This is a genomic window from Arthrobacter sp. BE255 (assembly GCF_031457335.1).
Lineage (GTDB): Bacteria > Actinomycetota > Actinomycetes > Actinomycetales > Micrococcaceae > Arthrobacter.
In genome coordinates this window covers 165666-192051 of record NZ_JAVDWK010000012.1, presented here as the reverse complement: position 1 = coordinate 192051, position 26386 = coordinate 165666, and the positions used below count along the sequence as shown (strand labels likewise).

At 67.3% G+C, this 26386-nt stretch carries 27 protein-coding genes; 12 read left to right on the top strand and 15 right to left on the bottom strand.

Annotated elements, in window-relative coordinates; genetic code table 11:
- Positions 1 to 176 precede the first annotated feature (176 nt).
- Positions 177 to 374 (top strand): hypothetical protein, encoded by a 198-nt coding sequence (locus J2X42_RS18980; protein ID WP_310167420.1) that lies wholly within the window; start codon positions 177 to 179, stop codon positions 372 to 374.
- Positions 375 to 480: 106 nt separating this feature from the next.
- Positions 481 to 1317 carry an alpha/beta hydrolase gene (locus J2X42_RS18975; protein ID WP_310167419.1) on the top strand — a complete coding sequence of 279 codons (837 nt, stop codon included), beginning with the start codon at positions 481 to 483 and terminating at the stop codon, positions 1315 to 1317.
- 73 nt (positions 1318 to 1390) lie between these two features.
- Here J2X42_RS18975 and J2X42_RS18970 read toward each other — a convergent pair whose 3' ends face one another.
- The 4 genes from J2X42_RS18970 to J2X42_RS18955 all read right to left on the bottom strand — a co-directional run bounded on the left by J2X42_RS18970 (position 1391) and on the right by J2X42_RS18955 (position 5223).
- Positions 1391 to 2560: an acyl-CoA desaturase gene (locus J2X42_RS18970; RefSeq protein ID WP_310167418.1), complete on the bottom strand. Its 1170-nt coding sequence runs from the start codon at positions 2558 to 2560 to the stop codon at positions 1391 to 1393.
- 13 nt (positions 2561 to 2573) lie between these two features.
- On the bottom strand, positions 2574 to 3671 hold the full coding sequence (locus J2X42_RS18965) for a ferredoxin reductase (protein ID WP_131133933.1): 1098 nt from the start codon (positions 3669 to 3671) through the stop codon (positions 2574 to 2576).
- Positions 3672 to 3884: 213 nt separating this feature from the next.
- Entirely contained in the window at positions 3885 to 4088 is a 204-nt protein-coding gene (locus tag J2X42_RS18960; RefSeq protein ID WP_310167417.1) for a hypothetical protein, read from the bottom strand.
- Positions 4089 to 4188: 100 nt separating this feature from the next.
- Complete coding sequence (locus J2X42_RS18955) at positions 4189 to 5223, bottom strand: LLM class flavin-dependent oxidoreductase (RefSeq protein WP_310167415.1); 1035 nt, start codon at positions 5221 to 5223, stop codon at positions 4189 to 4191.
- 108 nt (positions 5224 to 5331) lie between these two features.
- Between J2X42_RS18955 and lhgO the strand changes: the two genes are divergently transcribed.
- The 3 genes from lhgO (at position 5332) to J2X42_RS18940 (ending at position 7385) form a co-directional block, all read left to right on the top strand.
- A complete protein-coding gene (lhgO, locus tag J2X42_RS18950; RefSeq protein ID WP_310167414.1) occupies positions 5332 to 6534 on the top strand; it encodes an L-2-hydroxyglutarate oxidase in 1203 nt (400 codons plus the stop codon).
- A 101-nt stretch (positions 6535 to 6635) separates the two neighbouring features.
- Complete coding sequence (locus tag J2X42_RS18945; protein ID WP_310167413.1) at positions 6636 to 7040, top strand: DUF202 domain-containing protein; 405 nt, start codon at positions 6636 to 6638, stop codon at positions 7038 to 7040.
- 3 nt (positions 7041 to 7043) lie between these two features.
- On the top strand, positions 7044 to 7385 hold the full coding sequence (locus J2X42_RS18940; protein WP_310167411.1) for a DUF202 domain-containing protein: 342 nt from the start codon (positions 7044 to 7046) through the stop codon (positions 7383 to 7385).
- Positions 7386 to 7403: 18 nt separating this feature from the next.
- Here J2X42_RS18940 and J2X42_RS18935 read toward each other — a convergent pair whose 3' ends face one another.
- Genes J2X42_RS18935 through J2X42_RS18920 form a run of 4 tightly spaced genes read right to left on the bottom strand, consistent with a single transcriptional unit; the run spans position 7404 to position 10971 of the window.
- A complete protein-coding gene (locus J2X42_RS18935; RefSeq protein ID WP_310167409.1) occupies positions 7404 to 7802 on the bottom strand; it encodes a DUF3592 domain-containing protein in 399 nt (132 codons plus the stop codon).
- A gap of 24 nt (positions 7803 to 7826) precedes the next feature.
- Complete coding sequence (locus J2X42_RS18930; RefSeq protein ID WP_310167407.1) at positions 7827 to 9092, bottom strand: amidohydrolase family protein; 1266 nt, start codon at positions 9090 to 9092, stop codon at positions 7827 to 7829.
- On the bottom strand, positions 9089 to 9577 hold the full coding sequence (locus tag J2X42_RS18925; RefSeq protein WP_310167404.1) for a GAF domain-containing protein: 489 nt from the start codon (positions 9575 to 9577) through the stop codon (positions 9089 to 9091). The genes J2X42_RS18930 and J2X42_RS18925 overlap by 4 nt, the downstream gene beginning before the upstream one ends.
- Positions 9577 to 10971 (bottom strand): MFS transporter, encoded by a 1395-nt coding sequence (locus tag J2X42_RS18920; protein WP_310167402.1) that lies wholly within the window; start codon positions 10969 to 10971, stop codon positions 9577 to 9579. Before J2X42_RS18920 ends, J2X42_RS18925 begins: the two co-directional genes overlap by 1 nt.
- 105 nt (positions 10972 to 11076) lie before the next feature.
- Here J2X42_RS18920 and J2X42_RS18915 point away from each other — a divergent pair, with 105 nt between their 5' ends.
- Complete coding sequence (locus J2X42_RS18915; RefSeq protein ID WP_310167400.1) at positions 11077 to 11955, top strand: MurR/RpiR family transcriptional regulator; 879 nt, start codon at positions 11077 to 11079, stop codon at positions 11953 to 11955.
- Positions 11956 to 11995: 40 nt separating this feature from the next.
- On the opposite strand, the gene J2X42_RS18910 is transcribed toward J2X42_RS18915, so the two are convergent.
- Positions 11996 to 12682: a DUF2848 domain-containing protein gene (locus J2X42_RS18910; RefSeq protein ID WP_310167398.1), complete on the bottom strand. Its 687-nt coding sequence runs from the start codon at positions 12680 to 12682 to the stop codon at positions 11996 to 11998.
- 152 nt (positions 12683 to 12834) lie between these two features.
- Between J2X42_RS18910 and J2X42_RS18905 the strand changes: the two genes are divergently transcribed.
- Positions 12835 to 14217, top strand: coding sequence for an MFS transporter (locus tag J2X42_RS18905; protein ID WP_310167396.1), 1383 nt, complete (start codon positions 12835 to 12837; stop codon positions 14215 to 14217).
- 15 nt (positions 14218 to 14232) lie between these two features.
- On the opposite strand, the gene J2X42_RS18900 is transcribed toward J2X42_RS18905, so the two are convergent.
- Positions 14233 to 14889 (bottom strand): GntR family transcriptional regulator, encoded by a 657-nt coding sequence (locus J2X42_RS18900; RefSeq protein ID WP_310167394.1) that lies wholly within the window; start codon positions 14887 to 14889, stop codon positions 14233 to 14235.
- Positions 14890 to 14921: 32 nt separating this feature from the next.
- Between J2X42_RS18900 and J2X42_RS18895 the strand changes: the two genes are divergently transcribed.
- Positions 14922 to 15716 (top strand): carbon-nitrogen hydrolase family protein, encoded by a 795-nt coding sequence (locus J2X42_RS18895; protein ID WP_310167392.1) that lies wholly within the window; start codon positions 14922 to 14924, stop codon positions 15714 to 15716.
- Between the two features lie 7 nt (positions 15717 to 15723).
- Here the strand turns inward: J2X42_RS18895 and J2X42_RS18890 are convergent, their stop codons facing one another.
- Positions 15724 to 16551, bottom strand: coding sequence for an alpha/beta hydrolase (locus tag J2X42_RS18890; RefSeq protein WP_310167390.1), 828 nt, complete (start codon positions 16549 to 16551; stop codon positions 15724 to 15726).
- Positions 16552 to 16910: 359 nt separating this feature from the next.
- On the opposite strand from J2X42_RS18890, the gene J2X42_RS18885 reads away from it, so the two are divergent.
- From J2X42_RS18885 to J2X42_RS18875, 3 genes are all read left to right on the top strand, one after another.
- Positions 16911 to 18230, top strand: a complete 1320-nt coding sequence (locus tag J2X42_RS18885) for an ammonium transporter (protein WP_310167389.1) — start codon at positions 16911 to 16913, stop codon at positions 18228 to 18230.
- A 160-nt stretch (positions 18231 to 18390) separates the two neighbouring features.
- Positions 18391 to 20676, top strand: a complete 2286-nt coding sequence (locus J2X42_RS18880) for a transglycosylase domain-containing protein (RefSeq protein WP_310167388.1) — start codon at positions 18391 to 18393, stop codon at positions 20674 to 20676.
- Positions 20677 to 20762: 86 nt separating this feature from the next.
- Positions 20763 to 21302, top strand: coding sequence for a GNAT family N-acetyltransferase (locus J2X42_RS18875; protein ID WP_310167387.1), 540 nt, complete (start codon positions 20763 to 20765; stop codon positions 21300 to 21302).
- Positions 21303 to 21361: 59 nt separating this feature from the next.
- On the opposite strand, the gene J2X42_RS18870 is transcribed toward J2X42_RS18875, so the two are convergent.
- Positions 21362 to 21973 (bottom strand): PadR family transcriptional regulator, encoded by a 612-nt coding sequence (locus J2X42_RS18870; RefSeq protein WP_310167386.1) that lies wholly within the window; start codon positions 21971 to 21973, stop codon positions 21362 to 21364.
- 130 nt (positions 21974 to 22103) lie between these two features.
- Positions 22104 to 22703, bottom strand: coding sequence for a DUF1992 domain-containing protein (locus J2X42_RS18865; RefSeq protein ID WP_310167384.1), 600 nt, complete (start codon positions 22701 to 22703; stop codon positions 22104 to 22106).
- Between the two features lie 270 nt (positions 22704 to 22973).
- Between J2X42_RS18865 and J2X42_RS18860 the strand changes: the two genes are divergently transcribed.
- The gene (locus J2X42_RS18860; RefSeq protein ID WP_310167383.1) at positions 22974 to 23534 is read left to right on the top strand and encodes a GNAT family N-acetyltransferase; all 561 of its coding nucleotides are present in this window, start codon (positions 22974 to 22976) and stop codon (positions 23532 to 23534) included.
- 97 nt (positions 23535 to 23631) lie between these two features.
- Here J2X42_RS18860 and J2X42_RS18855 read toward each other — a convergent pair whose 3' ends face one another.
- Positions 23632 to 25293, bottom strand: coding sequence for an ABC transporter ATP-binding protein (locus tag J2X42_RS18855; protein ID WP_310167382.1), 1662 nt, complete (start codon positions 25291 to 25293; stop codon positions 23632 to 23634).
- The gene (locus tag J2X42_RS18850; RefSeq protein WP_310167381.1) at positions 25290 to 26378 is read right to left on the bottom strand and encodes an ABC transporter permease; all 1089 of its coding nucleotides are present in this window, start codon (positions 26376 to 26378) and stop codon (positions 25290 to 25292) included. Before J2X42_RS18850 ends, J2X42_RS18855 begins: the two co-directional genes overlap by 4 nt.
- Positions 26379 to 26386: the final 8 nt, after the last annotated feature.

The following is a 26386-nucleotide window of genomic DNA, read 5'->3' as shown; positions in this document are numbered from 1 at the left end:
ATCAACAACAGAGCGTCGCAATCATGCCGGGACCGGCAGGCCAGCACACCCCACATCCTGCACCAGAAAGGGGCTACGAAGAAGGTAACGAGCGTCCGGGGCGGGTGGCACTGTCTGGATTCCGGTTAACGGCGCATACTTGGACGCACAGGCGGCCACGGGCGTTGGAGGACACCATGAAGTTTCTCGGAGCACTGATTGTTATCTGGCTGATCATCGGAGGAATCGCCGCCTGGCAGCGCGGCTACTTCGGCGGAGCCCCCGGTTCCTGTGCGGAGGCGGGAACGGTGGCGGTGACCATCGTCGCAGGGCCCCTGAACTACATGGGGGTCAACCCGCAGATTGCCTGTGACCTGCCGCAGCCGTCCAAGTAAGCCGGTCCTTGGTACCGGGCCGGGCGTTGCCTAGAGTGGGGAATGCCCGGCGCGGACCCTTCTTGCGCCGGGAACCTGATTCCGAAGCCTCGAAAGGACCGCCAAGATGGCATACGTCACCGTTGGAACCGAGAACAGCACCGATGTTGAGCTTTACTACGAAGACCACGGGAACGGCCAGCCGGTCGTCCTGATCCATGGCTACCCGCTGGATGGGTCCTCCTGGGAAAAGCAGACAGCCGCCCTCCTGGACGCGGGCTACCGCGTCATCACGTACGACCGCCGCGGTTTCGGCAAATCCAGCAAGACCACTGCGGGCTATGACTACGACACCTTCGCCGCGGACCTGAACACCCTCCTGACCAGGCTGGAACTCCACAATGCCGTACTGGTTGGCTTCTCCATGGGAACGGGTGAAGTCGCCCGGTACCTGAGCACCTACGGTTCGGAGCGCATTTCCCGGGCGGCCTTCCTGGGCTCACTGGAGCCGTTCCTCCTGAAGACGGACGACAACCCGGACGGCGTTCCGCAGGAGGTCTTCGACGGACTCACCGGGGCGGTCACCGCGGACCGGTACGCGTTCTTCACGGAATTCTTCAAGAACTTCTACAACACGGACACGTTCCTGGGCACACCGCGCCTGAGCCAGGAGGCCGTCAACGCCAGCTGGAAGCTCGCCGCTGCAGCAGGGGCCACCGCATCGGTCGCCGCCCAGCCCACCTGGCTCACGGATTTCCGCGGGGACATCCCCCGGATCGATGTCCCCGCGCTGATCGTCCACGGCACGGCGGACAACATCCTGCCCATCGATTCCACCGGGCGCCTGTTCGCCAAGGCCCTGCCCAGCGCCGACTACGTCGAGATCGAGGGGGCCCCGCACGGCCTGCTGTGGACGCACGCCGCGGAAGTCAACGACGCCCTGCTCGCGTTCCTCAAAAAGTAGTCACCACGCAGGACAGCGGAGGGGCCAGGCAGTGTGCCTGGCCCCTCCGCTGTTCACTTTCATGCCGCCTGGATCAGGCCCGGGCCGCCTTGCCGGGCAGCGCCAGCTTGAAGACCTTGGCCCAGGACGAGCCCACCTGCTTCAGCAACGGGCCCGTGGTGTACTTCAGACCGTAGCGCTGGCAGATCTCGCGGACCCGCGGAGCAACCTCGGCGTACCGGTTGGACGGCAGGTCCGGGAAGAGGTGGTGCTCAATCTGGTGTGACAGGTTGCCGGTCATCAGGTGCATGAACTTCGAACCGGAGATGTTGGCGGAGCCGATCATCTGGCGGACGTACCAGTCGCCGCGGGTTTCGCCTTCCACCATTTCCTCGGTGAAGGTGTCGGTGCCTTCGGGGAAGTGGCCGCAGAAGATCACCGCGTGCGCCCAGACGTTGCGCACGGCGTTGGCCGTCAGCGTGCCGTAGAGCGCCTGCTTGCCCGAACCTGTGAGCATGGCGACGGCGGGTGTGGCGGCGTAGTCCTTGGTGAACTGGGTGATGACCTTCCGGCCCAGGGCCTTGAGGTCCTTGTTCAGCGCTTCCTTGGACTTCTTGCCTTCCTTGTACTCCGTGAGCTCAAGGTCGTAGATGGCGATGCCCCATTCGAAGATGGGCGCCAGGATGGCGTTGAACAGCGGGTTGGCCAGGTTGATGGGCTTCCAAGGCTGGTTCTCGTCCATGCGCAGGAGGTTGTATCCGACGTCGTTGTCCTTGCCCAGCACGTTGGTCCAGCGGTGGTGGAGGTCGTTGTGGGTGTGCTGCCAGGAGCGTGAGGGGGTGACGAAGTCCCATTCCCAGGTGGTGGAGTGGATGTCCGGGTCCCGCATCCAGTCCCACTGGCCGTGCAGGATGTTGTGGCCCAGTTCCATGTTTTCCAGGATCTTGGCCAGGCTCAGCAGCGTGGTGCCGGTGACCCAGGCCGCCTTGTTCTTGCTGACCAGCAGTGCCGCGCGGCCGGAGATCTCCAGCCCGCGCTGGATCTTGATCATGCGCCGGATGTAGGCGGCGTCGGTGGCGCCGCGCTTGGCCAGGATCTCGTCGCGGATGGCGTCGAGTTCGCGGCCCAGCTCAGCGACCTGTTCGTCGGAGAGGTGCGCTGCGGCGGGCGGGCGGACCGAGGGGCTGCCGGATTCGGCCAGGGCGCCGGGGCGCGTCTTTGCCGCTCCGGTAGGGGCGGTCTTGTTTTCTGAAACTACTGACATGCGGAGATGCTCCTCAGAGTTCGAGGTTGACGGGTCCGGCGGCTGCCGAGACACACGTTTGGATCAGTTGGCCTGGTTCGCCATGGACTTCGTTGGTGCGCAGGTCGCGGACCTGGCCGGCCAGGAGCGGGGTCAGGCAGCTGTGGCAGATGCCCATCCGGCAACCGCTGGGCATCAGCACCCCGGCGTCCTCGCCCACATCCAACAGGGGGGTGTCGCCGTCAGCGTCCACTTCCCGGTCGGATGCTTCAAAGGTGACCAGGCCGCCGTCGTGCCCCACGCCGCCGGCGAACGCGGTGTTGAACCGTTCGATCATGAGGTTGCCGGGATCGCCGGCAATCGCGACGTCGGTGCCGGGGGCCCCGGCGGTGAGGGCAGCCTGCTTCCAGAGCGCCTCGGCGTCGTCCAGGAAACTGTCCGGACCGCAGGCGTAAGCAGCGCGTTCCTTCCAGTCCGGGCAGAGGTCGTCCAGTTCGGCGGGGGTAGTGAAGTCCAGGCGGCCCTGCTGGCCAGTGAACCAGTGCGCCAGCCGGAAGTTGGGGAACTGGTCCGCCAGTTCCGCCAGTTCCTCGCGGAACAGGCTGTCGGAGGGCGTGCGGGCCGAGTGGATGAGCACGACGTCGGCGTCCGGGCGCCGCGGCACGAGCGTACGGATCATGGACATCACCGGAGTGATGCCGCTGCCGGCGGTGACCATCAGCAGCGGACGCGGGTGCTCCGGCAGGACGAAGTCGCCCTGTGGCGGGGCCAGGAACAGGACATCGCCCGGCCGCGTGGTGCGGACCAGGGTGCCCGAAACGGCACCGACGTCCGTGACGGTGATGGCCGGGTCCTTGCCCGCGGGGGCGCTCAGTGAGTAGGAGCGCCAGTGGCGGACGCCGTCCAGCTCAACTCCGATGCGGGCCCACTGGCCGGCCAGGTGTGAATGCCAGCCGCGGCCGGGCCGGAAGAAGATCGTGGCCGACTGGGCCGTCTCCTGCACCACGCGGGTCACCACGCCGCGCAGCTGGCGCGCCGAGAAGACAGGGTTGAAGAGCGCCAGAATATCTTCGGGCGCCAAGGGCGTGGTCAGTACAGAGGCCGCCTGGGCCAGCTGGCGTAGCCGGATCATGCAGTCAAGCCTAAAGCGGCGCGAGCCATATTTCTCTCTCCCGTCATGACCGTTCCGCAGTCACGCTGTGATGGACGCTAAGCCCCCAAGCCGCATTAAGAATAACGGCTGACGTCCGTGGATGGTTCCATTGGGGATTTTAGTAAGGTTACTGGTTATTAGCCACTGGGGCTGCCGCGGCCGGGGTCCGGGGCCGACGGCGGATCCGCTTCGTCAGCGGACGTCGCGTTCCTGGAATTCCTCATCGAGGTCGTAGTGCCTGAATTCGGTCTCCGGGTTGGGTTCACCGTCGACCACATATTCGTAGTCCAGCTGGCGCTGGACCTGGCTGTCCAGGATCTGCAACGTCTGGTCCGGCACAACCGAGAGATCTTCCGGGAAGTCGTCATCCGGAGACAGATGGAGCTTGTCAGACATGGGAGCCTCTCTGGGCCGTCAGGATATCCGGGCCGCAATGGCCCGTACCCTCTCAGGATATTCCCTCCCGGGCAGATCACACAGCGGAATCCGTGCCGGATCAGGAACGGCCGGGGCTCCATCCCGCCGCGGGGGCGATGTACCGGGCGATGTTGCCCAGCATCTTGGCGTTGAAATCGACGCCCAGCTGGTTGGGTACAGTCACCAGCAGAGTGTCCGCGGACTGCACCGCGGCATCGGCCGCCAGCTGTTCGGCCAGGACGTCCGGGGCGCCGGCGTAGGTCTTCCCGAACCGCGCCGTCAGGCCGTCGATGACACCCACCTGGTCCCGGCTGTCCCGCAGGGCACTGCCCGCAAAGTACCTGTCGTCCTCGGCATCGACGATTGGCAGGATGCTGCGGCTGACGGACACGCGCGGCTGGTGGCTGTGTCCGGCGGCGGCCCATGCGTCGCGGAAGAGCTGGATCTGCTCCGCCTGCAGCTGGTCGAAGGGGACGCCGGTGTCCTCGGTGAGAAGCGTGGAGCTCATCAGGTTCATGCCAAGGCTGGCCGCCCAGACCGCGGTCTTCCGGCTCCCGGCTCCCCACCAGATGCGCTCCTGCAGGCCCGGCGCCTGGGGCTGGACGGGCAGCAGTCCCCTGGTTCCACCGGCGTAACGCGGGTCCGCCTCCGCAACCCCTGCCCCGCTGATGGCCTGGCGGAACAGCTCCGTGTGGCGGCGGGCCATGTCCGCGTCCGTTTCCCCGGGGCCGGGTACGTGGCCGAAGGCCGCTGCGCCGTTCCGGGCCGGCTCGGGTGAACCGCGGCTGATGCCCAGCTGCAGCCGGCCGCCGCTGATCAGGTCCGTTGCCGCGGCTTCCTCGGCCATGTAGAGCGGGTTCTCGTACCTCATGTCGATCACGCCGGTGCCCATCTCGATCCGGCTGGTCCGGGCCGCAATGGCCGCCAGGAGCGGGAACGGGGATGCCTGCTGCCGGGCGAAGTGGTGCACGCGGAAGAAGGCGCCGTCGATCCCGAGCTCCTCCGCCGCGACCGCCAGCTCAATGCCCTGGAGCAGGGCCTCGCCCGCGGTCCGGGTCCGGGAGCCCTGGCCGGGGCCCCAGTGGCCGAAAGAAAGGAATCCGATGCGCTGCATGTAGGGCCCAACCGCCCCGCGGGCCTCCGCATTCCCGGCCGGCATTCTCAAGGACGCGCCGGTGGGACGCTCTGGCCGCTGCCGCCGCAGTACTGGAGAATCTCAGGCATGAAGCATTCGGATTACTGCGTGGTGGGCGGCGGCATCGTGGGCCTGGCAACGGCTTATCAGCTGTTGCGCAAGGACCCCGGCGCGTCCCTGGTCCTGCTGGAGGCTGCGGACACACTGGCCTCGCACCAGACCGGACACAACAGCGGCGTTGTCCACTCCGGCATCTACTACGCCCCGGACAGCCTGAAGGCCCGCTTCAGCAAGGCGGGCGCGCAGCAGACCAAGGACTTCTGCCGGGAACACGGGATCCGGTACGAGGAGCCCGGCAAGCTGCTCGTGGCCACCACCGCATTGGAATCCGAACGCCTGGCGGCCCTCGAGGAACGGGCAGCCATCCACGGCCTCGACTGTGAGCGCATCGACCAGGCCGAGCTCCGCCGTCGTGAACCAAACGTCGCCGGGCTGGGCGCCCTGTTCATCCCAAGCACCGGCATCGTGGACTACCCGGCAGTGGCCCGGAAACTGGCGGAGCTGGTGACGGCGTCGGGCGGGCAGGTGATCACCGGCGCGCGGGTTTCAGCCATCAGGGAGACGCCGGACAGGGTGGAGGTGGCGACGCCGGAGGAGGCGTACAGCTGCGGCCGGCTGGTGGTGTGCGCCGGCCTGCAGTCGGACCGGCTGGCGGAGCTGGCCGGGCTGGACACCGATGTCCAGATCATCCCTTTCCGGGGCGAGTATTTTGAGCTCCCCGCGGAGATGTCCGGCTATGTCCGGCACCTGATCTACCCGGTCCCTGACCCTGCCTTGCCCTTCCTGGGCGTCCATCTCACCCCCACCGTCGCGGGCACCATCACCGTGGGGCCCAACGCTGTGCTGGGGCTCTCCCGCGAGGGTTATCCCAAGTTCTCCGTGAATGTCCGCGACGTGGCACGGTATGCGCGGTTTCCGGGCCTGTGGCGCGTGGCCAGGCACCATGCCGCAACCGCAGTCAGGGAGGTCCGGAACTCGCTGTTTAAGGGCAGCTACCTGAAGGAATGCCAGAAGTACGCCCCGGGCCTGGCCGCCGCGGACCTCCTCCCGTATGAGGCAGGCATCCGTGCCCAGGCTGTCCGCCGGGACGGCACCCTGATCCATGATTTCCTGCTGGCCGAGACCGACCGGATGATCCATGTGCTGAACGCCCCCTCCCCGGCGGCCACCGCCGCACTGCCCATCGGCGGGCACCTGGCGTCCAAGGCGGCGCTGAACCGGGCCGCCTGACACACGGCGGGCAGCCAAACGCACGACGGCGGCAGGTCACCGCAGCGGTCCGGGCCCGCCGGGGCAGCGGGCCGGTCGCGGCCAAAGGCTAAACTGTCCCCGTGTCCACCAACCAGCCACCGTCCGGCGATCCCGCACCACCGCACCGCGGGAAAATCGCCGAGCGGCTGCTGCCGGGCGGCACCGAGCCCGATCCGCGCTTTACGCTGGCCAATGAACGCACTTTCCTCGCCTGGATCAGGACGTCACTGGCGCTCCTGGCCGGGGGCATCGCGATTGAGGCGTTCACGGCGGACCTGTTCCTCGAGCCCGTCCGCAAGATCCTGGCAGTCCTGCTGCTCCTGCTTGGCATGCTGCTGAGCGGAGGCGCCGCGGTGCGGTGGATCCGGGTGGAGCGGAGCATGCGCAACAAAACCCCGCTCCCGCTGCCGCTCATTGTGCCGCTGCTGGCCGGGGCAGGGGCCCTGGCCGCCGCCGTCGTCCTCATCTTTATCCTCTGGCGCTGACCCGTGGCCCGCATCAGGCAGGCAGTGCCCGGCCCGCACGGTGACCCGGGCCTGCAGCCCGAGCGGACCACGCTGGCGTGGGGCCGGACCATGATGGCGCTGGTGACGGTCAGCGCCATTTTCCTGCGCTGGCTTCCCCATCACGGGCTCCCTATCCTGCTGCTGTTTGCCGTCTCAGCTGCCGCAGCCGGCGCCATCTACGTCACCCAGCGCCGCCGCTACCGCGCCAGCGCCCGCGGGATCAGGCAGGAAACTGTCGACGCCGACACCTCCGCCGTCCTGTGGACTGCGGGCGCCGCGGTGGCGTTGGGAGTCCTCGGCATCGTGGTGGTCCTGGCTTCGTAGTACGGCCCCGGCCGCTGTTCAGAACATGGGCAGGATGAACCCGACGATGAGCGCCACCGTGCCGACGCCGGTGAGCAAACGCCCCACCACAACGGCGGTCCTGCCGGCCGCTTCCGGTGCGGCGGTCTGCCACTGGGTGGGGCGTTTGGGGTGGTAGTAGATGGGAAGCGTGTCCCCCACTGCCATGTCCTTGATGTCGTGCGGGGACATGGGCGCGTGGTGGATCCGGTATTTATCGTCAAACCAACGGAAGCCCGTGCCGCTCGCATCCGAATAGACCACGCCCTCGGCCACGGTCCACGGGTTCACAAAGCGCCGCAGGATCCCTGCGTACACCAGGAGCATCAGCCCGGCAGGCAGGCATAACCAGGTCAGCATTTCCAGAATGGGACCTGCCATATCGAGCGCAGTGGGCATACTCAAGATGCTACAGGGAAGCGGTTACCGCTGGCTGATCACTGCACCGTCCTGGACGAGGACTTCGAGGTGGTCGGCGATGTCGGCCAGGACCGCTATGTCCGCGAGCGGGTCGGCGGACAGCAGCAGCAGGTCGGCGTCCGCGCCCGGAGCCACGACGCCGATCTCGCCTTCGCGCCCCAGCAGCTGTGCCGCCGTCGTGGTGGCTGAACGGATGGCGTCGATGGCCGGCTGGACTTTGCCCAGGAGGCGGAACTGCTCATTCTGGTGGCGGTGCATGCCGCCGAGCAGGTCCGATCCGAAGGCCATCTTGACGCCGGCCTCGTGGGCGCGGGCGATCGCGTCCAGCCCGCTGGTCAGCACGGAGTCGACCTTGGCCCACATCTCCTCGGTCAGCCCGAACTCCCGGCCTTCCTCCTTCAGCGCCCAGTAAGTCACAAGCGTGGGCACCAGGAAGGCGTCCTTCTCCAGGAACAGGCGCAGGCTTTCCTCGTCCAGGAGGTTGCCGTGCTCAATCGACCGGACCCCGGCCTCCAGGGCGCGGTTGATGGCCCGCGCCGTGTACGCGTGGGCTGCCACGTAGCGGTTGGCGGCCTCGGCTTCCTCCACTGCGGCGCGCATCTCCTCCATGGAGTATTGGGTGGAATCGATCCGGTCCGTGGGGGACGAGACGCCGCCTGAGGCCATGATCTTGATGTGGTGGGCTCCCTTGCGGATCTCGTCGCGGGCCGCTGCCCGGACGGCGTCCACGCCGTCGGCGACTTTTCCGATGCCGCAGCAGCCGCGGCCGTTGGGGTCATGGTCCTCACCCGGGAGCCGCATGTCGCCGTGGCCGCCGGTCTGGCTCAGGGCGTGCCCGCAGAAGTGGAGCTTGGGCCCTTCCAGCAGGCCCTCGCTTTGGGCGCGGGCCAGGCCGAAATCGGCCCCGGAAAGGTCCCGGACGGTAGTGAAGCCGCGGCGCAGCATGGCGCCCATGATCCGTGCGGTCTGGGCATAGACGTACGACGGCGGCGTATACGTCAGCGACCGGAAGTCGGCGCTGGAGGCCACTACGTGGACGTGGGCATCAATGAGCCCGGGGATCACGTACTTGCCGGTGCCGTCGATGGTCCGGGCGCCGTCCGGTGCAGTCGCGTCCGGTTCGACGCTGTGGATCTTGCCGTTGACGCTGACGACGTCGGCGGTGCGGTACGTGCCCGCCGCAACGTCCAGGACGCTCGCGTTGCGGATGACCAGGGCGTTCCCGGCTGTTGCGTCCGTTGTGGGGTCCTGTGTTGGGGTGCCGGTCATGACAGGGCACGGTCCTTCCTGGGGGTTGCGTTGGGGTGGGAGACGAAGGCTTCGGCCAGCGCCGCGGAGTCTGCTTCGACGGTTTCCGCGGCGGCGGAGACGCTCTTGTCCGTGTACGTTCCTTCGGCGTCCAGCAGGGCCAGGACGCCGACAATCGCGCCGTGGCTGAGCACAGGGAGGTTGATGACTGCCCCGCAGCCCAGCGAACGGATGAGTTCGACGTCGGTGAACACCTCCCGGAGGGCATTCAGGTCAGCGGCCAGGAACGGCTTCTTCCCGGCGATGACGGCGTCCAGCCAGCCGGCGGAGATTTCCACCGTTTTCTCGGCGCCCACAGGGTATTCGTCCGGATGGCTTGTGAAGATCCGGCGCAGCGTGGACGTTTCCGGGATCCACTGGAGGGCGGTGAAGAGGACCACGCCGGGATCGGCGGCCAGCGCGTCGAAGGTCCGCTGGAAGACGGCGTCGTATTTTGTGTGTGCCATCAGTTGCCCGCTTCGATCTTTGTATTCCTGAAGGTGGTGGGTCCGGCGTTGATGTCCTCCAGCGACTTGCCGGCGGTGGACGCTCCGAAGATCACCACGCCCAGGACACCGATGGTCAGCACGATGGTGGTCATGGTGAAGACCCCGCCGAAGCCCAGGGCCACGGAGAAGATGCCGATGATGGACGGTGCCAGGATGCTGCCGATGCGTCCTACGGCGCTGGCAAGGCCGACGCCGGTGGCCCGCATCCAGGTGGGGAACAGTTCCGGGGTGTAGGCATAGACGCCGGCGTAGGTGCCGTTCAGGAAGAAGGACAGGGTTGCCGCGGCCACGAGGATCATGCCCGAATCCGAGGACTGGCTCAGCCAGAACGCGCTGAGAGCGGAACCGGCCAGGTAGAGGGCGATGGTGTTCTTGCGGTCGATCCGGTCGTTGAGCCAGGCGGCGGAGAAGTACCCGGGGATCTGGGCGAGGTAGATGATGATCGAGTATTCGAAGCTCTTGGTCACCGTGATGCCGCGGCCCACCAGGAGGGTGGGGATCCAGGAGAAGAAACCGTAGTAGGAGAAGGTGATGACGAACCAGATCAGCCAGATGACGGCCGTACGGCGCCGCATCTGCCGTGACCACATGAACTTCAGGGCATTCCAGATGTTGATCTTCTGCTGGTGCTTGGTGATTTCCTCTTCGCCGGGTTGCAGCGGTGCAAGGTCCTTGCCGGTTGCCCGGACCACGCTTGCTTCGAACCGTTCCACCATCTGTTCGGCTTCAGCCACGCGGCCGCGGCTGAGCAGGTAGCGCGGGGATTCGGGCAGGCTGCGCCGCCACCACAGCAGCAGCAGGATCGGAACGGCCGTGATGACCTGCGCCCAGCGCCAGCCGTCCTCGCCGAGGGGAACCACAAACCGGCCGATCAGGGCCGCGCCGACAAAGCCGAAGGAGAAGAATCCGGCAAGAGTGCCGATGAACCAGCCGCGGCGCTTGGGCGGGATGAACTCGGACAGGAACGGGGCGATGATGACGCTCTCGGCACCGGCGCCCAGCCCGGCGAGGATGCGGGCCACCAGGAAGACGTCGAAGTTGGGCGACAGCGCTGCCACAACAGACATCGCACAGTAGAAGGCCAGGGCCCACAGCATGACCTTCTTGCGGCCGAATCGGTCCCCCAGCCACCCTGCCAGGATGGCGCCGAAGAAGAATCCGAGCGGCGCCGCGGAGCCCACCAGGCCCAGGCTGGCGTTGCTCAGGCCCCAGAGTTCCTGGATGCGCGGCAGGAGGAACGCCACCACGGCGCCGTCCATGCCGTCAAAGGAGTAACCCAGGCCGCCGATCAGAAGAAGCTTGTAGTGTGGTCGACTGAGCGTCAGCCGGTCCAGACGTGCGGTAAGAGACATGTTTGTTCCTGCCAGAGTGGGCGAAGTTGTACATTTTTAGAAATTTGCACGGGCCTGTGCAAGATGTAGTAAAAAGTTACGCCGCACTGAAGGGAAGGTCAATAGGTGAAACGGGAAATTAACAGCGCCACTGTGACCGAGTGGCTGGACATCCGGTCCCAGGGCCGGAAGCTGGCTGCCCGCCAGCTGCAGGTCATGGGGGTCCTCCGCTCCCAGCCGCGGCTGGCCTCCTACGGCTCGGTCAGCGACATCGCCGAGGCCGCCTCCTCGAACGCTTCCACGGTCACCCGGACCGCGCAGACACTGGGGTTCAAGGGCTGGGCGGACTTCCAGTTTGAGCTGCGCTCCCGGTATCTGGCGTCCCTCAGTGCAGTGGAGGTGGCCGCCGAGCACAACGGAAACGTCAGCAGCCCGGCCCAGGCCGCACTGACCACCGACCGGTCCAGCCTGGCCCACCTGGAACGCACCCTGGACCCGGACACAGTGCACGCGGTGGCCCGGTCCATCGCGGCGGCACAGCAGACGCTCATCATCGCCGCGGGCAGCTATGCGGTGCCGGGCAAGGCACTGGAACACAATGCCGTCATTGCCGGCTACAACGTCAGGCTGCTGGACGCGGACGTGGCCACGCTGACCAACGCCATTGCCCGGCTCACGCCCGATGACCTGGTGATTGCGATCAGCCTGTGGCGCGTCTATGACAGCACCATCCGGGCGGTCGACATCGCCCACAATCTGGGGACGCCGATCATCTCCATTACGGACAACGCGGGCTCCCCGGTGGCCGAACACGCGGCCCACCGGATCGTGGTCCCGTCCGAGGGTGCCGGCTTCTTCCCGTCACTGACCGCCGCCGTGGCAGCAACCCAGGCCATCGCCGTCGAACTTGCCTCACTGGACCGTACCCGGTCCAACCAGAGCATTGCGGCGTCGGAGCGGAGCTGGGAGCAGATGCGGATCATGCATCCGCGCCCCACCGCCTAAGCTGGCCCGGGCTTCATCAGCGCGCCCGGGCCCGGCGGAATCAGCCGATGGGCTCGGCCATCTGCTCCACCACGTACTGTGCGTCCACGGTGGATCCGGTCACCGGGTCCACCATCTCCACTTTCCAGCTGCGGGCGAACTGGTTCACTCCGCCGGTCATGGCAACCGTGCCCGAAATGAGGACCGTCCCGGGCTTGTTCAGGCCGCGCTCCGTGAGCACCTCCAGCCAGTAGTCCGGGGTCAGCAGGGCTTCCAGCGAGCTGTCCTGGATCAGCGTGTCCGGGGTGTCGCCTTCCCCCACCCAGCCCTTGAGCGTGATCTGGTCCAGGTGGTCGCGCACATCCTCCAGGCGCCATGCCTTGCGGCCCAGGACGTCCGGGCTGGCGTTCTTGCTCCAGGCAACGCCGTGGACCTCGAGATCGCGGTCCGTGTGGTCGCAGGCGACCGTCAGCAGGACGCCGTCCTCCGTGATGACCAGCGCCCACTCGGCTTCCCCTGAAGTCCTGGCGTGCTGGACCTGGACTTCCGTGACCTGCTGGGCCAAATAGGGGGACACTGGGTAGAGGGCCGGAGTTGTTGCAGGTCCCGGCACGCCAAGCTCGGCCAGTTCGGCAATATGGGCCTGCACTTCCTCCTGCTCGCGCCCTGCGTAGCCTGCGTTGAGGAGGTGCGTGACCTGTACATCCCGGGTGCTGCCGTCGGGAAGTTCGAAGCTGAGAACCGTCATGGTGGATCCATCCTTTGCGTGTACGGCGGGAAAAAAATTTACACACCGGAAACCGGAAACGGTCGCCTATGTACATCCAGTATGCGTAATGTATACATTTAACGCCAGCGTGACAGGCGTCACCCTGTAAAAACCCGTGGAGGACAAACATCATGGCTAAAGTCCCAGTTCCGGCTTCCGGCGCAGCGCCGCGCCAGGATAAGCCGATTCACCCCAAGGGCCTGTACAAGGCCTTCGCCGCCAGCCTCACCGGCACCGCACTCGAGTGGTATGACTTCGCCGTCTACTCGGCCGCCGCCGCCGTCGTATTCCCGGTGGTCTTCTTTCCGGCCTCGGATCCGCTGACGGGCACCATCCTGGCGTTCTCCACCTACGCGGTGGGGTACGTCTCCCGTCCTGTGGGCGGCATCATCTTCGGCCGGCTCGGGGACCGGATCGGCCGCAAGAAGGTGCTGGTGACCACGCTGATGATCATCGGCGTGGCCACCGTCCTCATCGGCGTCCTGCCCGGATACACGAGCATCGGCATCGCGGCGCCCATCATCCTGGTCCTCCTCCGGTTCGCGCAGGGCGTGGGAGTCGGCGGCGAATGGGGCGGCGCAGTGCTGCTCTCCAGCGAATACGGCGACCCGCACCGCCGCGGCTTCTGGGCCTCGGCGGCACAGGTTGGCCCGCCCGCCGGCAACCTGCTGGCCAACGGCGCGCTGGCCATCCTCACCCTCGCCCTGACCGAGGAACAGTTCCTCAGCTTCGGCTGGCGCATCGCGTTCCTGGTCTCCGCCGTCCTGGTGGGCTTCGGCCTCTGGATCCGCCTGAAGCTGGAAGACACCCCCATCTTCAAGGCCATCGAAGCGCACGGCGAACAGCCCAACGCCCCGGTCCGCGAAGTCTTCAGCAAGGAACTCCGCCCGCTGATCGCCGCCATCCTGTGCCGCGTGGGCCCGGACGTTCTCTACGCCCTCTTCACGGTGTTCACGCTGACCTACGGCATCCAGACCCTGGGTTACGAGCGCAACCAGGTGCTGACCGCCGTCCTGATCGGCTCCGCGTTCCAGCTGTTCATGATCCCGCTCGCCGGTGCCGTGTCGGACCGCTTCAACCGGCGCATGGTCTACGGCACCGCCGCGGTCCTCGGGGCCGTGTGGACGTTCATCTTCTTCGGGGTCCTGGGCGGCAACAACGAACCGATGCTCATCATCGGCATCGTGCTGGGCCTGATGGCGCACTCGTTTATGTACGGCCCGCAGGCAGCCTTTATCGTGGAGCAGTTCTCGCCGCGGCTCCGCTCCACCGGCAGCTCCCTGGCCTACACCTTCGCCGGCGTCATCGGCGGCGCCATCGCCCCGCTGATGTTCACCCTGCTGCTGTCACAGTTCGGCACCTGGATCCCGGTGGCAATCTACGTCGCCGTGGCCGGCGCCGTAACCCTGGTTGGCCTGTCCCTGGGCCGGGATTCGAACACCGTGGAGGACGAGGACTACCGCCTCCTCCTCGAAGGAACCGGGGCCGCACCGCAGCCGACCGGCACCAACTAAACCGGGTCAGCCGGTTCAGTTCCTCAGCAGGATGTCCCGTGTGACGGCCAGGTGATGGTCGATGGCCTCCTGGGCCTTCACGGAATCGCCGGACACCAGGGCATCGAGGATGACCTGGTGTTCGGCGCAGACCTGCCCGCGCCGGCCGCCGGTACGGAACAGCGCGGAAACGCCCACCAGGATCTGGCGGACATGCAGCTTGCTGTAGGTGCGGGAAATCAGTTCGTTGCCGGCAGCATCGATCAGCTGCTGGTGGAAGAGGGTGTCCAGCCGGATGAACTCGCGGGCGGCCTCGGGATTCAGCTCATCGGGAAGGGCTGCCTGCTGGTCCAGGGTGTCCTGCATCGTCCGCGCCGGCACCATGCCCTGTTCGATGACCAGCCGGGCGGCATGGCTTTCCAGGACACCGCGCAGTTCCATCAGTTCGGACATCTCGCGGCCTGTCACCGGCGGAACGTAGGCCCCCCGCTGCGGAATCAGTTCCACCAGGCCGTCGGAGACCAGCAGCAGGAGGGCCTCCCGCACAGGGGTCCGCGACACCCCGATCTCGGCGGCCAGCTCCTGTTCATTCAGGAACCGGCCCTGCACGTCAGGATCGGTCAGGATGTTCTCACGAAGGTAGGCATACGCCTTTTCCCGGCCGGACGCCGCCGTTCCCGACATTTTTCGCATACATTATGTATACAACAGAATGGAGTAATTTCATGCGTTTAGCAGTGGCCCAAATCATCACCGGAGCCGATCTGGCCGCCAACCTGGAACTCATCCGAGAATACGCCACCCGAGCAAAAGCCGCCGGGGCGGAACTCGTGGTGTTCCCGGAAGCCGCGATGCGCGCCTTCGGACACCGGCTGACCGATATCGCCGAACCCGTCGACGGCGAGTGGGCCGGTGCTGTCCGCAGCATCGCCAAGGAGCTGGACATCACGGTGGTGGCTGGCATGTTCACCCCCGGCCGGGACGGGCGGGTCCGCAACACCCTGCTGGTCACCGGCCCCGGCGTGGAAACCTCCTACGACAAGATCCACCTCTTTGACGCGTTCGGCTTCGCCGAGTCCGACACTGTGGACGCCGGAACAGCCCCCGTGACCTTCGAGGTGAACGGAACCACCTTCGGGCTGGCCACCTGCTACGACGTCCGCTTCCCGGCGCTCTTCACGGCCAACGCCAAAGCCGGGGCGCAGGTCAACATCGTGTGCGCCTCGTGGGGCGCCGGCGAGGGCAAGGCTGAACAGTGGGACCTGCTGGTCCGGGCCCGGGCCCTGGACAGCACCACGTTTGTGGTGGCCTGCGGGCAGGGTGATCCGGCCAGCGTCGGCATCGCCACGGCCGGCAACGCACCGACGGGCGTCGGCCACAGCGCCGTCATCTCCCCCCTGGGATCAGCCCTGGTGGCGCTCGGCGGCGAACCGGAGCTCGCCGTCGTCGACATTGACCCCTCGGTCATTGCCGACGTCCGCGGCAAACTCCCGGTCCTGGCCAACGCCCGGACGTTCTAGCCCCGCACTATGGATGGCTGCGGGTTAATGGTGGCTGCGCCCAGGGAAGCAGGAATCCCCTGAGCGCAGCCATCCACGGCCCGAAGCAGTCCAGGTGGGCGTCGTGTGACGCGCCGGGGAGGTCAACCCGGGTCGCGTTCCTGCCCCGCCGGACAAACTCCGCCTTGGCCGCTTCCTCAAACATGCCCTCCCCGCCATAGACCACCAGGGTGGGGACGGCCACGCTCTCCCACTCCGTCCAGCGGGGAGCAGCCACCGCGCTGATGGCCGCCACCATGGCGCCGGCGTCGAACCGCGGCCAGAACCCGCCGTCGCGCTGCTCCAGATCTGCTGCCCAAGCCCGCGCCAGCGGTGCGTCGCCAAGGAACGCAGCCGCGGCATCCCGGCTGGGGAAAGGCACGGGCCAGGACCGGAAATACTCCCCCATCGCCGCGTGATCCTCGGCCCGTCCGCCACCGGCGTCCACTTCCAGCAGTACCAGCCGTGAGACAAGGTCCGGCCGCGCGGCGGCCACGAGCATCGCGGTGTGGCCGCCCATCGACTGCCCCACCAGGTCCACCGGCGGGCCCACCACTTCTATTACGCGCACGACGTCGGCCACGTACGCCTCGCGCGAGACGTCGTCCGGGTGCCGGGTACCGGCGCCGTGGCCGCGGAGGTCCACCAGGACCGTCCGGCACTCCGGCAGGGTTGCCGCCGTCGGGAAGAATTCGCGGGCGCTGCCGGCGAGGCCGTGGAGGATCAACACGGCGGGGCCGCTGCCGCCGGTGTCATAGCAGCGGAGCTCCACTCCCGGCCCGGTAACGACGGTAAATTCCTGGAACGGCTGCGGCATTCCACCACGGTACGTGACTCTCCCCGGCAGGCGTGTGCTGGTGAGCCGCCGTTCATTTTCCCGAAACCTGGCAGTTTTCAGCGCTCGGCGGCGGCTTCTCACCTCGGCTGTGAACCCATGACTGGCATTGCTGGCATCCGGAGGGCACAGCGGACGGAATCCACCCTGCCGAACAGGTCCCGTTTACATGGCTGAAACATACCGGTCACGCGATATTCACGTAAGCCCCGTTTGCGTAACGTGCCTGCAACTTAGCGAAGCACAAACCGAAACAACCGGCGGCAAATATTGACCAGGGGGAATGCGAGGGCCGATCAGGAGAGTCCCGTATTGCAGGCTCAACGCGAAGGGACCCGCAGGTGGAAATCACTGCGCAACACGTCTGGCTGATGATTTCAGCGGCAATGGTACTGTTCATGACCCCGGGGCTCGGCCTGTTCTACGGCGGCATGACCCGGGCCAAGGCAGCCCTGAACATGATCCTGATGAGCTTCATCTCCGCAGGCATCGTCGGCGTTGTGTGGGTTCTGTGGGGCTACTCCATGACCACCGGTGATGGCATCATGGGCCTCTTCGGCAACCCGTTCACCAGCTTTGGCCTGCAGAACCTCATGGGCTCACCGGACCTCATCAAGGCCGGCTACAGCGCCACCTTCGCCATCATCACCGTGGCCCTGATCAGCGGCGCCATCGCGGACCGCGCCCGGTTCAGCGCCTGGGCCGTGTTCGTTCCCGTGTGGATCACACTCGTCTACTGCCCGCTGGCCTACATGATCTGGGGCGGCGGACTCCTCAGCGCCGGCGGCGCCCTGACCGCGGTCTTCGGCCAGGTCATCGACTTCGCCGGCGGCGCGGTGGTGGAAATCAGCTCCGGCACCGCGGCCCTGGTCCTTGCCCTGATCGTAGGCCAGCGGCACGGCTTCGCCAAGGACCCCAACCACCGCCCGCACAATGTCCCCTTCATCATGCTGGGCGCGGCCATCCTGTGGTTCGGCTGGTTCGGCTTCAACGGCGGCGCCGCGACCACCGCCGAACAGGCAGGCCTGATCTGGGTCAACACCCTGGTCACCCCCGCCGCCGCCATGCTCAGCTGGCTGGTCGTCGAAAAGATCCGGCACGGCCACCCCACTTCCCTCGGTGCTGCGTCCGGCGTGGTGGCCGGCCTCGTGGCCATCACGCCTTCCTGCGCCAACATCAGCCCGGTGGCCGCCATCGGCCTGGGCCTGGTGGCCGGGGCAGCCTGCTGCTGGTTTGTGGACCTGAAGTACCGCTTCGGCCTGGATGACTCCCTCGACGTGGTGGGAGTCCACCTCGGCGCCGGCCTGATCGGCACGCTGTCCCTCGGGTTCCTCGCCCTCCCCGTGGACGGCCACGGCGGCGGCCTCTTCTACGGCGGCGGCGTCCAGCAGCTGATTGCCCAGACCGCCGCAGTGGTGGTCACCCTGGCCCTCTCCGGCGGCATGACCCTGGTGATCGGGCGGGCCATCAACAGGACCATCGGATTCCGGGTCAGCCACGAGGCCGAAACCGTCGGCGTGGACCTGGCCGAGCACGCCGAAAGCGCCTACTCCTTCGGCGAACTGGGCAGCCGTTTCAACCCGTCCGGGCACCTCGCCGCCGCGCAGCCGGCAGCGCCGGAGGCTTCAAACCAGCGCGCCAAGGAAGACAGCTTCGCCTGATCCTGCCCCCCGGGCAGCAGGGGTTGCCACGCCTGCCACCGGCTCCCGGATGACCGGTTCCGGCACCCTCAAAGTATCGGTTTCTATGTGGTAACAGCTCTGGAGGATCCGAGCGCGGGCGGCGTATCCTGATCTCACGTCGCTAGCCTGAGAGCTGAAAATGGCGGAGAAGAAGAAACGCGGGCACCGTCTGGCCGCGACCCTGGGAAGGGTCATCGGGTTCTTCACTGCGAGCGCATTGTGCGGCGTCCTGGCCGCGAGCCTGGTGGTTCCGGCCGTGGCGGCCGCAGGCTTCGGCGTCAGCACCTCCATCAGTTTCTTCGACCGTCTGCCCGAGGAACTGATCGTCGCGCCGCCGTCGCAATCCACCAAGGTGCTGGCCTCCGACGGGCAGCTGATCGCCACGTTCTACGCCGAAAACCGGATCAAGGTTCCGCTGGACCAGATGTCCCCGTATGTCCGCGACGCCATCGTGGCCATCGAGGACAGCCGGTTCTACGACCATGTGGGAATCGACCCCCAGGGAATCCTTCGCGCGGCGATCGCCAACATGACCCGGGGCGCCAAACAGGGTGCGTCCACCATTACCCAGCAGTACGTCACCAATGTGATCAACGAGGCCTACCTCTCCCAGGACCGGACGGACGAGGTGATCCTGAGCGGCCAGAAAAGCATCGGCGACAAGCTCCGCGAGATGAAGCTTGCCATCGCCCTGGAAAAGCGGTTCAGCAAGGAACAGATCCTCGAGGGGTACCTGAACATCGTGTTCTTCAACCGGGATGCGTACGGCATTGAGGCTGCGTCACGGTACTTCTTCAGCACCTCGGCCATGGAGCTCACGCTGCCGCAGGCAGCGCTGCTGGCCGGCCTGGTTAACAGCCCCAGTTTCTACAATCCGGCGGTGAACCCGGACAAATCGATCGTCCGGCGCAACCAGGTGCTTTCCGAGATGCTGGCCGCGGGCAAGATCACCCAGGCCGACCACGACGCGGCCGTCGCCACGCCCATCGAGCTCAAGCTGAACCCCGGACGGCAGGGCTGCGCCAACGCCACCATGGCACCCTACTTCTGCGACTACATTTCCCACCTGATCCTCAACAATCCGGCCTACGGCTCCAGCCTGATCGAACGCGAGCGCCGGCTCTACCGCGGCGGCCTGACCATCAAAACCACGCTGGACCCCCGGCTGCAGGCCGCCGCGCAGGCGCAGGTGGACGCTTCGGCCGGTGCGAATCCAGACAGGTGGGGCGCGTCGCTGGTGACGGTCCAGCCGGGCACGGGCCGAATCCTGGCGATGGCCCAGAACACGGTGTTCCTGCCGGAAGAGGGCAGGTTCGACACGCAGCTGAACTTCAATGTGGATTCACGCGATGCCGACGGCAATGACCTGAACGGTGCGGGCGGATTCCAGCCGGGATCCACCATGAAGCCGTTCACCTTTGCTGAGTGGCTCAACGAGGGCAAGTCCATGACAACCATGGTGGACGCGTCCCGCCGCGTCTATCCCGTGGGCTTCCCGTGGCGGTCCAGCTGCGGAAAGGTCCTGGGCGCCTACAGCACGGCGCAGAACAATCCCGAGCTGGGCGCGGCCGATGACCTGCAGAACGCGGACGAGGGCTACTACCGCCCTATGCCGGCAAACTACGGGCTCTACAACTCCATCAACACTGCGACGTTCGCCGAAGCCGCCCAGCTTGATTTCTGCGGAATCCAGAAGATGGTTGACGCAGTGGGCCTGCACAGCGGGCTGGACGGTGCGCAGATCAACATGCACCAGCTGGGCAACCTGCTCGGTGCCATCGGGGTGGCACCGGTCCATCTCGCCAATGCCTTCGCCACGTTCGCCAACGACGGCCGCTACTGCGTGCCCGTGGCGCTGCTCGAGGTGACCGACGTGACCGGCGCCCAGCTTCCGGCACAAGCCGGCGAGTGCCGGACTGCCGTCAAACCTGAGGTGGCCCGGGGCGTCAACTCCGTGCTCCAGGACGTCCTGAAGGTGGGCTCCGGCGTGTGGATCAACCCCAAGATCCATACCCTGATGCCTGTTGCCGCAAAGACGGGCACCTCCAATAACAACGGTTCCACGTGGGTGGTGGGCTACACATCGGGGCTGGCCACGGCATCCTTCTTCGGCGACGCCCTGGAAGGCCAGAAGCGCCCCGGCCAGAACGTGACCATCAACGGCGTCTTCTACCCGCGCCTCGACGGGTACATGATCGCCGGCCCGCAATGGGTCAAATATATGCTGGCGGTGGCGCCTCTCTATCCGGCGGATCCGTTCCCGCCGCCGCCTGCTTCCATGGTGGCCCCGCCAAAACCGACGCCGACGCCGACGCCCGCACCTGCACGTCCCGCACCTGCACCTGCACCTGCACCGGCACCTGCATCTCCACCCGCACCGGCACCTGAGCCGCCGGCATCCACTCCCCCGGCAGCCGCGCCCTAAAAGTCCCGGGACTCATACCGGTAAGGCGACTCAAACCGGTACGCGGGGTCCGGGGTCGTGCGTGCCGAGGGTGCGAAAATGATCGGGTGCAGACCCTTGAGACCGACCGGCTGGTCCTGCGGCCGTGGGAGCCGGAGGATGCCGGCTTCGCCTTCGACCTGTATTCCCGCTGGGAAGTGCAGCGGTTTATTGGCAATCCTCCCCGCGTCATGACAGAGCCGGCAGAGGCGGAGGAGCGGATCAGCGCCTGGCGGCAGATGGATGACCCGGTGCACGCCGTCTGGGCGGTGCAGCTCAAGGATTCCGGCCAGCTGGCGGGAAACCTGCTGCTGAAGTCCATCCCGGCGTCCGGCAGGTCACTGCCGCTTCAGGCATCCGGCGACACGGAGATCGGCTGGCACTTCCACCCGGACCATTGGGGACACGGGTACGCCTCCGAGGCGGGGAGCGCCGTCCTGCGGTATGCCTTTGCCAGCGGCCTCCGGCGGGTTGTGGCGGTCACGGCACCGGCCAACACTGCGTCCCGGAAGGTCTGCGGCCGGATCGGAATGAGGCATCTGGGGCAGACCACCGCGTACTACAACTCGCTGTGCGAGCTCTTCGAGGCGACCGCGCCGCAGCCGTAGCCGCCTCTTCCCGAATCAGACCTTCGAATCAGACTTTCGAATGAGCCTGTCCGTCCAGTTCAGTCGGCGAGGATGAGGTAAAGCGCCCGGCGGGTTTCGTCGAGCTTCTCGGTCGCTGCGGTGCGCTGTTCCTCCGTGGCGCCGCGGAACTGGTGGATGACCCCCATCAGTTTTCCGATGCTCTCGTGGAAAGCAGGTCCGGTTTCGTCGCGCGAGGTGTTCCAGGCGTTGGCCAGTTCCTCCGCATGTTCCGCCACATAGTCGCGGCCGGCCTCCGTAAGGGTGAATTCGGTCCGGCGGCCCTCGCCCACGGCGACGATGAGATCCTCATCAACCAGCTGCTGCAGCGTGGGGTACACCGAGCCCGGGCTGGGGCGCCAGGCTCCGGAGGTCTTTTCGGCGATCGTCTTGATCAGCCCGTAGCCGTTTGACGGCGCCTCCGCCAGCAGCGAGAGGATCGCCGAGCGGACGTCGCCCCGGTTGGCCCGACGCGGACCGCCCGGCCCGAACCCCGGACCAAAGCCCGGCCCAAAGCCGCCAGGGCCGAAGCCGCGGGGTCCGAACCCTCCGCCGCCATGGCCATGGGGCCCACGGCGGCCGTGACCGCGGCCGAAGCGTCCGCGGGGCGGTTCATTCTCTGCAAATTTGTTGTTCTCGTAAATGCCTTTCATGGCGGCACGGTCCTTCCGGTGAGTGGATATCAACCGCCCACCACGGTGGCGAGCGATACTTAACGATATATCGCTGAGTATCGCTTGGCAAGAGCCGACGACGGCGGAAATTGCCGCCGTCGCCATCCCGCTATCCGGTGCCGTTCCACAGCCGCTGCCACCAGGGGCGCTTCGGCTTCAGTTCCGGTTCCGGCTGCGGGGCCGCGGCCCGGGCGGCGCGGCGGCCATGCCAGCGCGCCACTTCCGCTTCGACGTCGCGGGTTTTGGTGATGACGGGCGGGCCGCCCTGGAGCTGGCGGCGGGCGTCGATGACGCGGGCGTTGAAGTCCTTCAGGATGTCCCTGACCTGCTTTTCGGTGAACTGCGTGTCCAGCCGGGCGTCGAGTTCGGCGTCCTCGGTGCGCAGCAGGATTGCCTTGGGCCCCAGGCCGCTGATGTTCTCCCGCTGGATCAGGCCCTTGACCCACCAGTCGGGATCGTAGGCCTCCCCCAGGCCGGGAATCGGCTTGCCTGAATACTTGAGGTTGTCGAACTTGCCCTGCGCCATGGCGTCGCGGATCAGGTACTCCACCCTCCTGGCATCATCGACTTTCCTGCGCTTCTGCCGCTCATCCGCCTCGGCAGCCTCCAGCTGCGCCTCTTCCTCCGCGCTGATTCCCGCACCGCGGTACGAGCGCAGCTCAGCGCCACGCTCCAGCCGCCGCCTGAACGCACTGTCTCCTCCGGCCATCACCTGCCACCGCCCCTGAACGCACCGAACCTGACTTCCAGTATTCAAGCGTCTGCGGCCGGATTCAACGGGTCCGATGGACAGCCCAGGCCTGCTGAGGCGCCCTTTGTTGCCGTACGTGACCGCTCATTGCGCCCGCTGACGCCGGATTTCACGCCGTGACGGGCCGGGCGCGGCCGGCTGGGTGCCGGTCTGCCGCTGCTCCTACAGTGGCTGTCAAAGGAAGACAGCCAGGCAGTCCGCACCACTGCCGCGACGTAGGGGACCACCGTGACAGTTCGAGAATCAATTGACCAGGGCGCCCCGGCGCCCGCCCTGCAGGGTGGCCCGCCGCACCTGGCACTGTCTTGGGTCCAGACCGGCTGGGACCACAGCTGGGCATCAGGGCTGCGCAGCCAGATGGACGCCGAGCTTCGTCCGCGGTACCAGGCGCTTGTGGAGCAGGGCCGCCGGAGGCCGCTGCCGCCCCGGGCGGAGGACATCGAAACGGTGTGGATCGCCGTCATCGACGGAAAGCCGGCCGCGACGGCGGCGCTGCTGCGGAACCCGGGTTACTGGGAGGTCAAACGCGTCTTCGTCTCGCCCGGCTTCCGGCGCCGGGCACTGGCGCAGCAGGCGCTGGCCAAAGTGGAGCAGAGCGCCGGCGGCCTGGGCGTGCGGGAGCTGGTCCTGCAGACCGGGATCCTGCAGCCGGAGGCGATCGCCCTGTACGCCCGTGAAGGCTGGGACCGGATCCCCGGCTTCGGCCCCTACGCCGGCGACGAGGGCAGTGTCTGCTTCCGGAAGGTGCTGCCGGAGCCCTCAGCAAGGCCCCAAGGCTCGCCCGGGTAGGGCGCTTTGAGTCAGCAGAAGGCCGACGGCGGGACCTCCCGCCGTCGGCCTCTTGCGTGTGCTGCCGGCCCCCACCGGCAGCAACGGCGCGGCACGATCAGGCCAGTGCGGGTTTCCGGCCCGGGATGGCGCTGATCAGCTGCCGCGTGTATTCGTGGGACGGGCTGCCCAGTACCTCGGCAGTGGTCCCGATCTCCACGAGCTTCCCGGCGCGCATCACGGCGACGCGGTCCGAAATCTGCTCCACGACGGCCAGGTCGTGGGAGATGAACAGGTAGCTCAGGCCGTCCCGTTCCTGCAGGCCGGCCAGGAGGTCCAGGATCTGGGCCTGCACGGACACGTCCAGCGCCGAGACTGCCTCGTCCAGGACCACCAGGTCCGGTCCCAGTGCGAGGGCGCGTGCGATGGCCACCCGCTGGCGCTGGCCGCCGGAGAGTTCCACCGGCCGGCGGCCGGCGAAGCTGGCCGGCAACTGCACCGAGTCCAGCAATGCAGCCACTTTGGCTTCGCGATCCTTCGCGCTGCCGTCGCGGAACGCCCGGAGCGGTTCGCCGATGCTGTCCGCCACGCTGAAGCGCGGGTCGAGGGACGCGAACGGGCTCTGGAAGACCACCTGGAACCGGCGGCGCAGCAGCCTGAGCTGTTCGGCTTTGGCTGCCGCGAGGTCCACGCCGTCGAAGGTCACGCTGCCGGCCGTTGGCTTCTCCAGCCGGAGCAGGAGCCTGGCCACCGTGCTCTTGCCGGAGCCGGACTCCCCCACCAGGGACAGCGTTTCGCCGTGGTGGATGTCGAAGGACACGTCGTCCACGGCCGTGATGCTGGCGGCACCGGCCCGTGTCCTGGGCAGCCTGAATTCCTTGCGGAGGGAGGTGGCCGTGACCAGCGGAGCGACATCCGGCCCGGGCTCGCCGGAGGCGCCCTGGCCGGTGCCGTGGCCCCGGAGCCTCCGCGGGGTGAGTCCCGGGGCTGCAGCGATGAGGTCCCGGGTGTAGGGCTCCTGCGGGTTGTCCAGGACCTCCGAGGCGGGGCCCTGTTCCACGATCCGGCCGTGGCGCATCACGATGATCCGGTCCGCGCGGTCCGCTGCGACGCCGAGGTCGTGGGTGATCAGCAGCACCGCCGTTCCGCGTTCAGCGGTCAGCAGCGCGATGTTGTCCAGGATCTGGCGCTGCACGGTGACGTCCAGGGCGCTGGTGGGTTCGTCCGCGATGACCAGTTTGGGCTTGGCGGCCAGCGCGGCGGCAATCAGCACACGCTGCCGCATGCCGCCGGAGAACTGGTGCGGGTACTGGCGCGACCGGGCGGCGGCGTCGTGGATGCCGCTTTCCTCCAGCAGGCGCACCGCGGACTCGCGCGCGGCCTTCTTGGACTGCAGCCGGTGGATGGTCAGCGATTCGGCCACCTGGTCCCCCACTTTCTGCAGCGGATCCAGCGACGCCGTGGGGTCCTGCGGAATCAGGCCGATTTCCTTCCCGCGCAGGCCCTGCCATTCCTTGCCGGTCAGGCGCGTGAGGTCGGCGCCGCCGAACAGGACCGTTCCGGCGCCGCGGCGCGCGTTCTGCGGGAGGAGGTTGATGACGGCGTGGGCGGTGGTGGTCTTGCCCGAGCCGGATTCGCCCACGATGGCCACCACTTCGCCGGGAAAGACCTGGAAACTAACGCCTCGGACGGCCGGCTGCGGCTGGCCGTCCACAATGTAGCTGACGTCCAGCCCGTCGACGTCGAGCAGCGGGCTGGGAGTGGGGGCCGGGGCGGTCATGGGGCGGTCCTCGCGGTGGTCAGGAAGGCTTGGGAAACACGGTTGGCGGACAGCACGACGGCGGCGATCACCAGTCCGGGCAGGGTCACCAGCCACCACGCGGCAACCAGGTAGTCACGGCCCCCTGCGACGAGGGAGCCCCATTCCGAGGCCGGCGGCGGGGCACCGAAGCCGAGGAAGCTCAGGGAGGAGATGGAGAGGACTGCCATGCCGAATTCCAGGGCCGAGAGTGCCAGCACCGGACCGGCCGCGTTGGGAAGGACGTGCCGAAGCAGGATGGAGTGCCACCGGACACCGCCTGACCGCGCCGCCTCCACGTAGACGGCGGTCCCCACGCGCAGGGCCTCGGACCGCATGATGCGGGCGAAGTTGGCGATGCTGGCCACGCCGACGGCGACGGCGATGTTCACCGTGCCGAAGCCCAGCACCGTGATCAGGGCCAGGGAGAGCAGCAGGCTGGGAATGGCCAGCAGCACATCCATGACGCGCATGGTGGCGTCGTCCACCCAGCCGCGTGCGGTTCCGGCCAGCAGGCCCAGCGCGGATCCGGCCACGAGTCCCACGGCAACGGCGACGGCGGTGGCCGCCAGCGAGGTTGCGGAGCCGTGCACCACCCGGGAATAGAGGTCCCGGCCCAGGCTGTCGGTGCCGAACCAGTGGGTGGCCGACGGCGGCTCCAGCCGGTCGGAGGGCACGCCGGTGTCCGGCGGCCACTGGCTGAAGAGGCCTGGAACTGCGGCCCACAGCAGCACGGTGCCAAGTACCAGGATGGCCAGGACGAGTCCGGGGTTGCGGACCCCTTGGCGGGTTGTCCGGCGCAGGAAGTCAAGGTTCAGGAATCCAGGCTTCCGCAATCCCGCGCGCAGGAACGTGCGGTTCGCCGAGGGACCGGCCGCCGTCTTGCCGCCACCCTCGTCCTCCGGAGCATTTCCGCCGGCCGCCGGGTCCGGTGCCGGGTCGGATGCGTGGTCGGACGCGCGTTTGGGCGCGGCAGGGTTGGGCGCGGCCGCGGTATCGCCTGTGGTGCCGGTGTCCGTGCCGGTGTCTGTGCCGGTGTCCAGATCCCGGATGAGCTGCTGCGACATGGTGCCTC

Bases quoted from the DNA above. Each gene is read 5' to 3' on its own strand.
- J2X42_RS18980 (WP_310167420.1), top strand. From the start codon at position 177: ATGAAGTTTCTCGGAGCACTGATTGTTATCTGGCTGATCATCGGAGGA.
- J2X42_RS18975 (WP_310167419.1), top strand. From the start codon at position 481: ATGGCATACGTCACCGTTGGAACCGAGAACAGCACCGATGTTGAGCTT.
- J2X42_RS18970 (WP_310167418.1), bottom strand. From the start codon at position 2,560: ATGTCAGTAGTTTCAGAAAACAAGACCGCCCCTACCGGAGCGGCAAAG.
- J2X42_RS18965 (WP_131133933.1), bottom strand. From the start codon at position 3,671: ATGATCCGGCTACGCCAGCTGGCCCAGGCGGCCTCTGTACTGACCACG.
- J2X42_RS18960 (WP_310167417.1), bottom strand. From the start codon at position 4,088: ATGTCTGACAAGCTCCATCTGTCTCCGGATGACGACTTCCCGGAAGAT.
- J2X42_RS18955 (WP_310167415.1), bottom strand. From the start codon at position 5,223: ATGCAGCGCATCGGATTCCTTTCTTTCGGCCACTGGGGCCCCGGCCAG.
- lhgO (WP_310167414.1), top strand. From the start codon at position 5,332: ATGAAGCATTCGGATTACTGCGTGGTGGGCGGCGGCATCGTGGGCCTG.
- J2X42_RS18935 (WP_310167409.1), bottom strand. From the start codon at position 7,802: ATGCCCACTGCGCTCGATATGGCAGGTCCCATTCTGGAAATGCTGACC.
- J2X42_RS18930 (WP_310167407.1), bottom strand. From the start codon at position 9,092: ATGACCGGCACCCCAACACAGGACCCCACAACGGACGCAACAGCCGGG.
- J2X42_RS18925 (WP_310167404.1), bottom strand. From the start codon at position 9,577: ATGGCACACACAAAATACGACGCCGTCTTCCAGCGGACCTTCGACGCG.
- J2X42_RS18920 (WP_310167402.1), bottom strand. From the start codon at position 10,971: ATGTCTCTTACCGCACGTCTGGACCGGCTGACGCTCAGTCGACCACAC.
- J2X42_RS18910 (WP_310167398.1), bottom strand. From the start codon at position 12,682: ATGACGGTTCTCAGCTTCGAACTTCCCGACGGCAGCACCCGGGATGTA.
- J2X42_RS18905 (WP_310167396.1), top strand. From the start codon at position 12,835: ATGGCTAAAGTCCCAGTTCCGGCTTCCGGCGCAGCGCCGCGCCAGGAT.
- J2X42_RS18900 (WP_310167394.1), bottom strand. From the start codon at position 14,889: ATGCGAAAAATGTCGGGAACGGCGGCGTCCGGCCGGGAAAAGGCGTAT.
- J2X42_RS18895 (WP_310167392.1), top strand. From the start codon at position 14,922: ATGCGTTTAGCAGTGGCCCAAATCATCACCGGAGCCGATCTGGCCGCC.
- J2X42_RS18890 (WP_310167390.1), bottom strand. From the start codon at position 16,551: ATGCCGCAGCCGTTCCAGGAATTTACCGTCGTTACCGGGCCGGGAGTG.
- J2X42_RS18880 (WP_310167388.1), top strand. From the start codon at position 18,391: ATGGCGGAGAAGAAGAAACGCGGGCACCGTCTGGCCGCGACCCTGGGA.
- J2X42_RS18870 (WP_310167386.1), bottom strand. From the start codon at position 21,973: ATGAAAGGCATTTACGAGAACAACAAATTTGCAGAGAATGAACCGCCC.
- J2X42_RS18865 (WP_310167384.1), bottom strand. From the start codon at position 22,703: ATGGCCGGAGGAGACAGTGCGTTCAGGCGGCGGCTGGAGCGTGGCGCT.
- J2X42_RS18855 (WP_310167382.1), bottom strand. From the start codon at position 25,293: ATGACCGCCCCGGCCCCCACTCCCAGCCCGCTGCTCGACGTCGACGGG.
- J2X42_RS18850 (WP_310167381.1), bottom strand. From the start codon at position 26,378: ATGTCGCAGCAGCTCATCCGGGATCTGGACACCGGCACAGACACCGGC.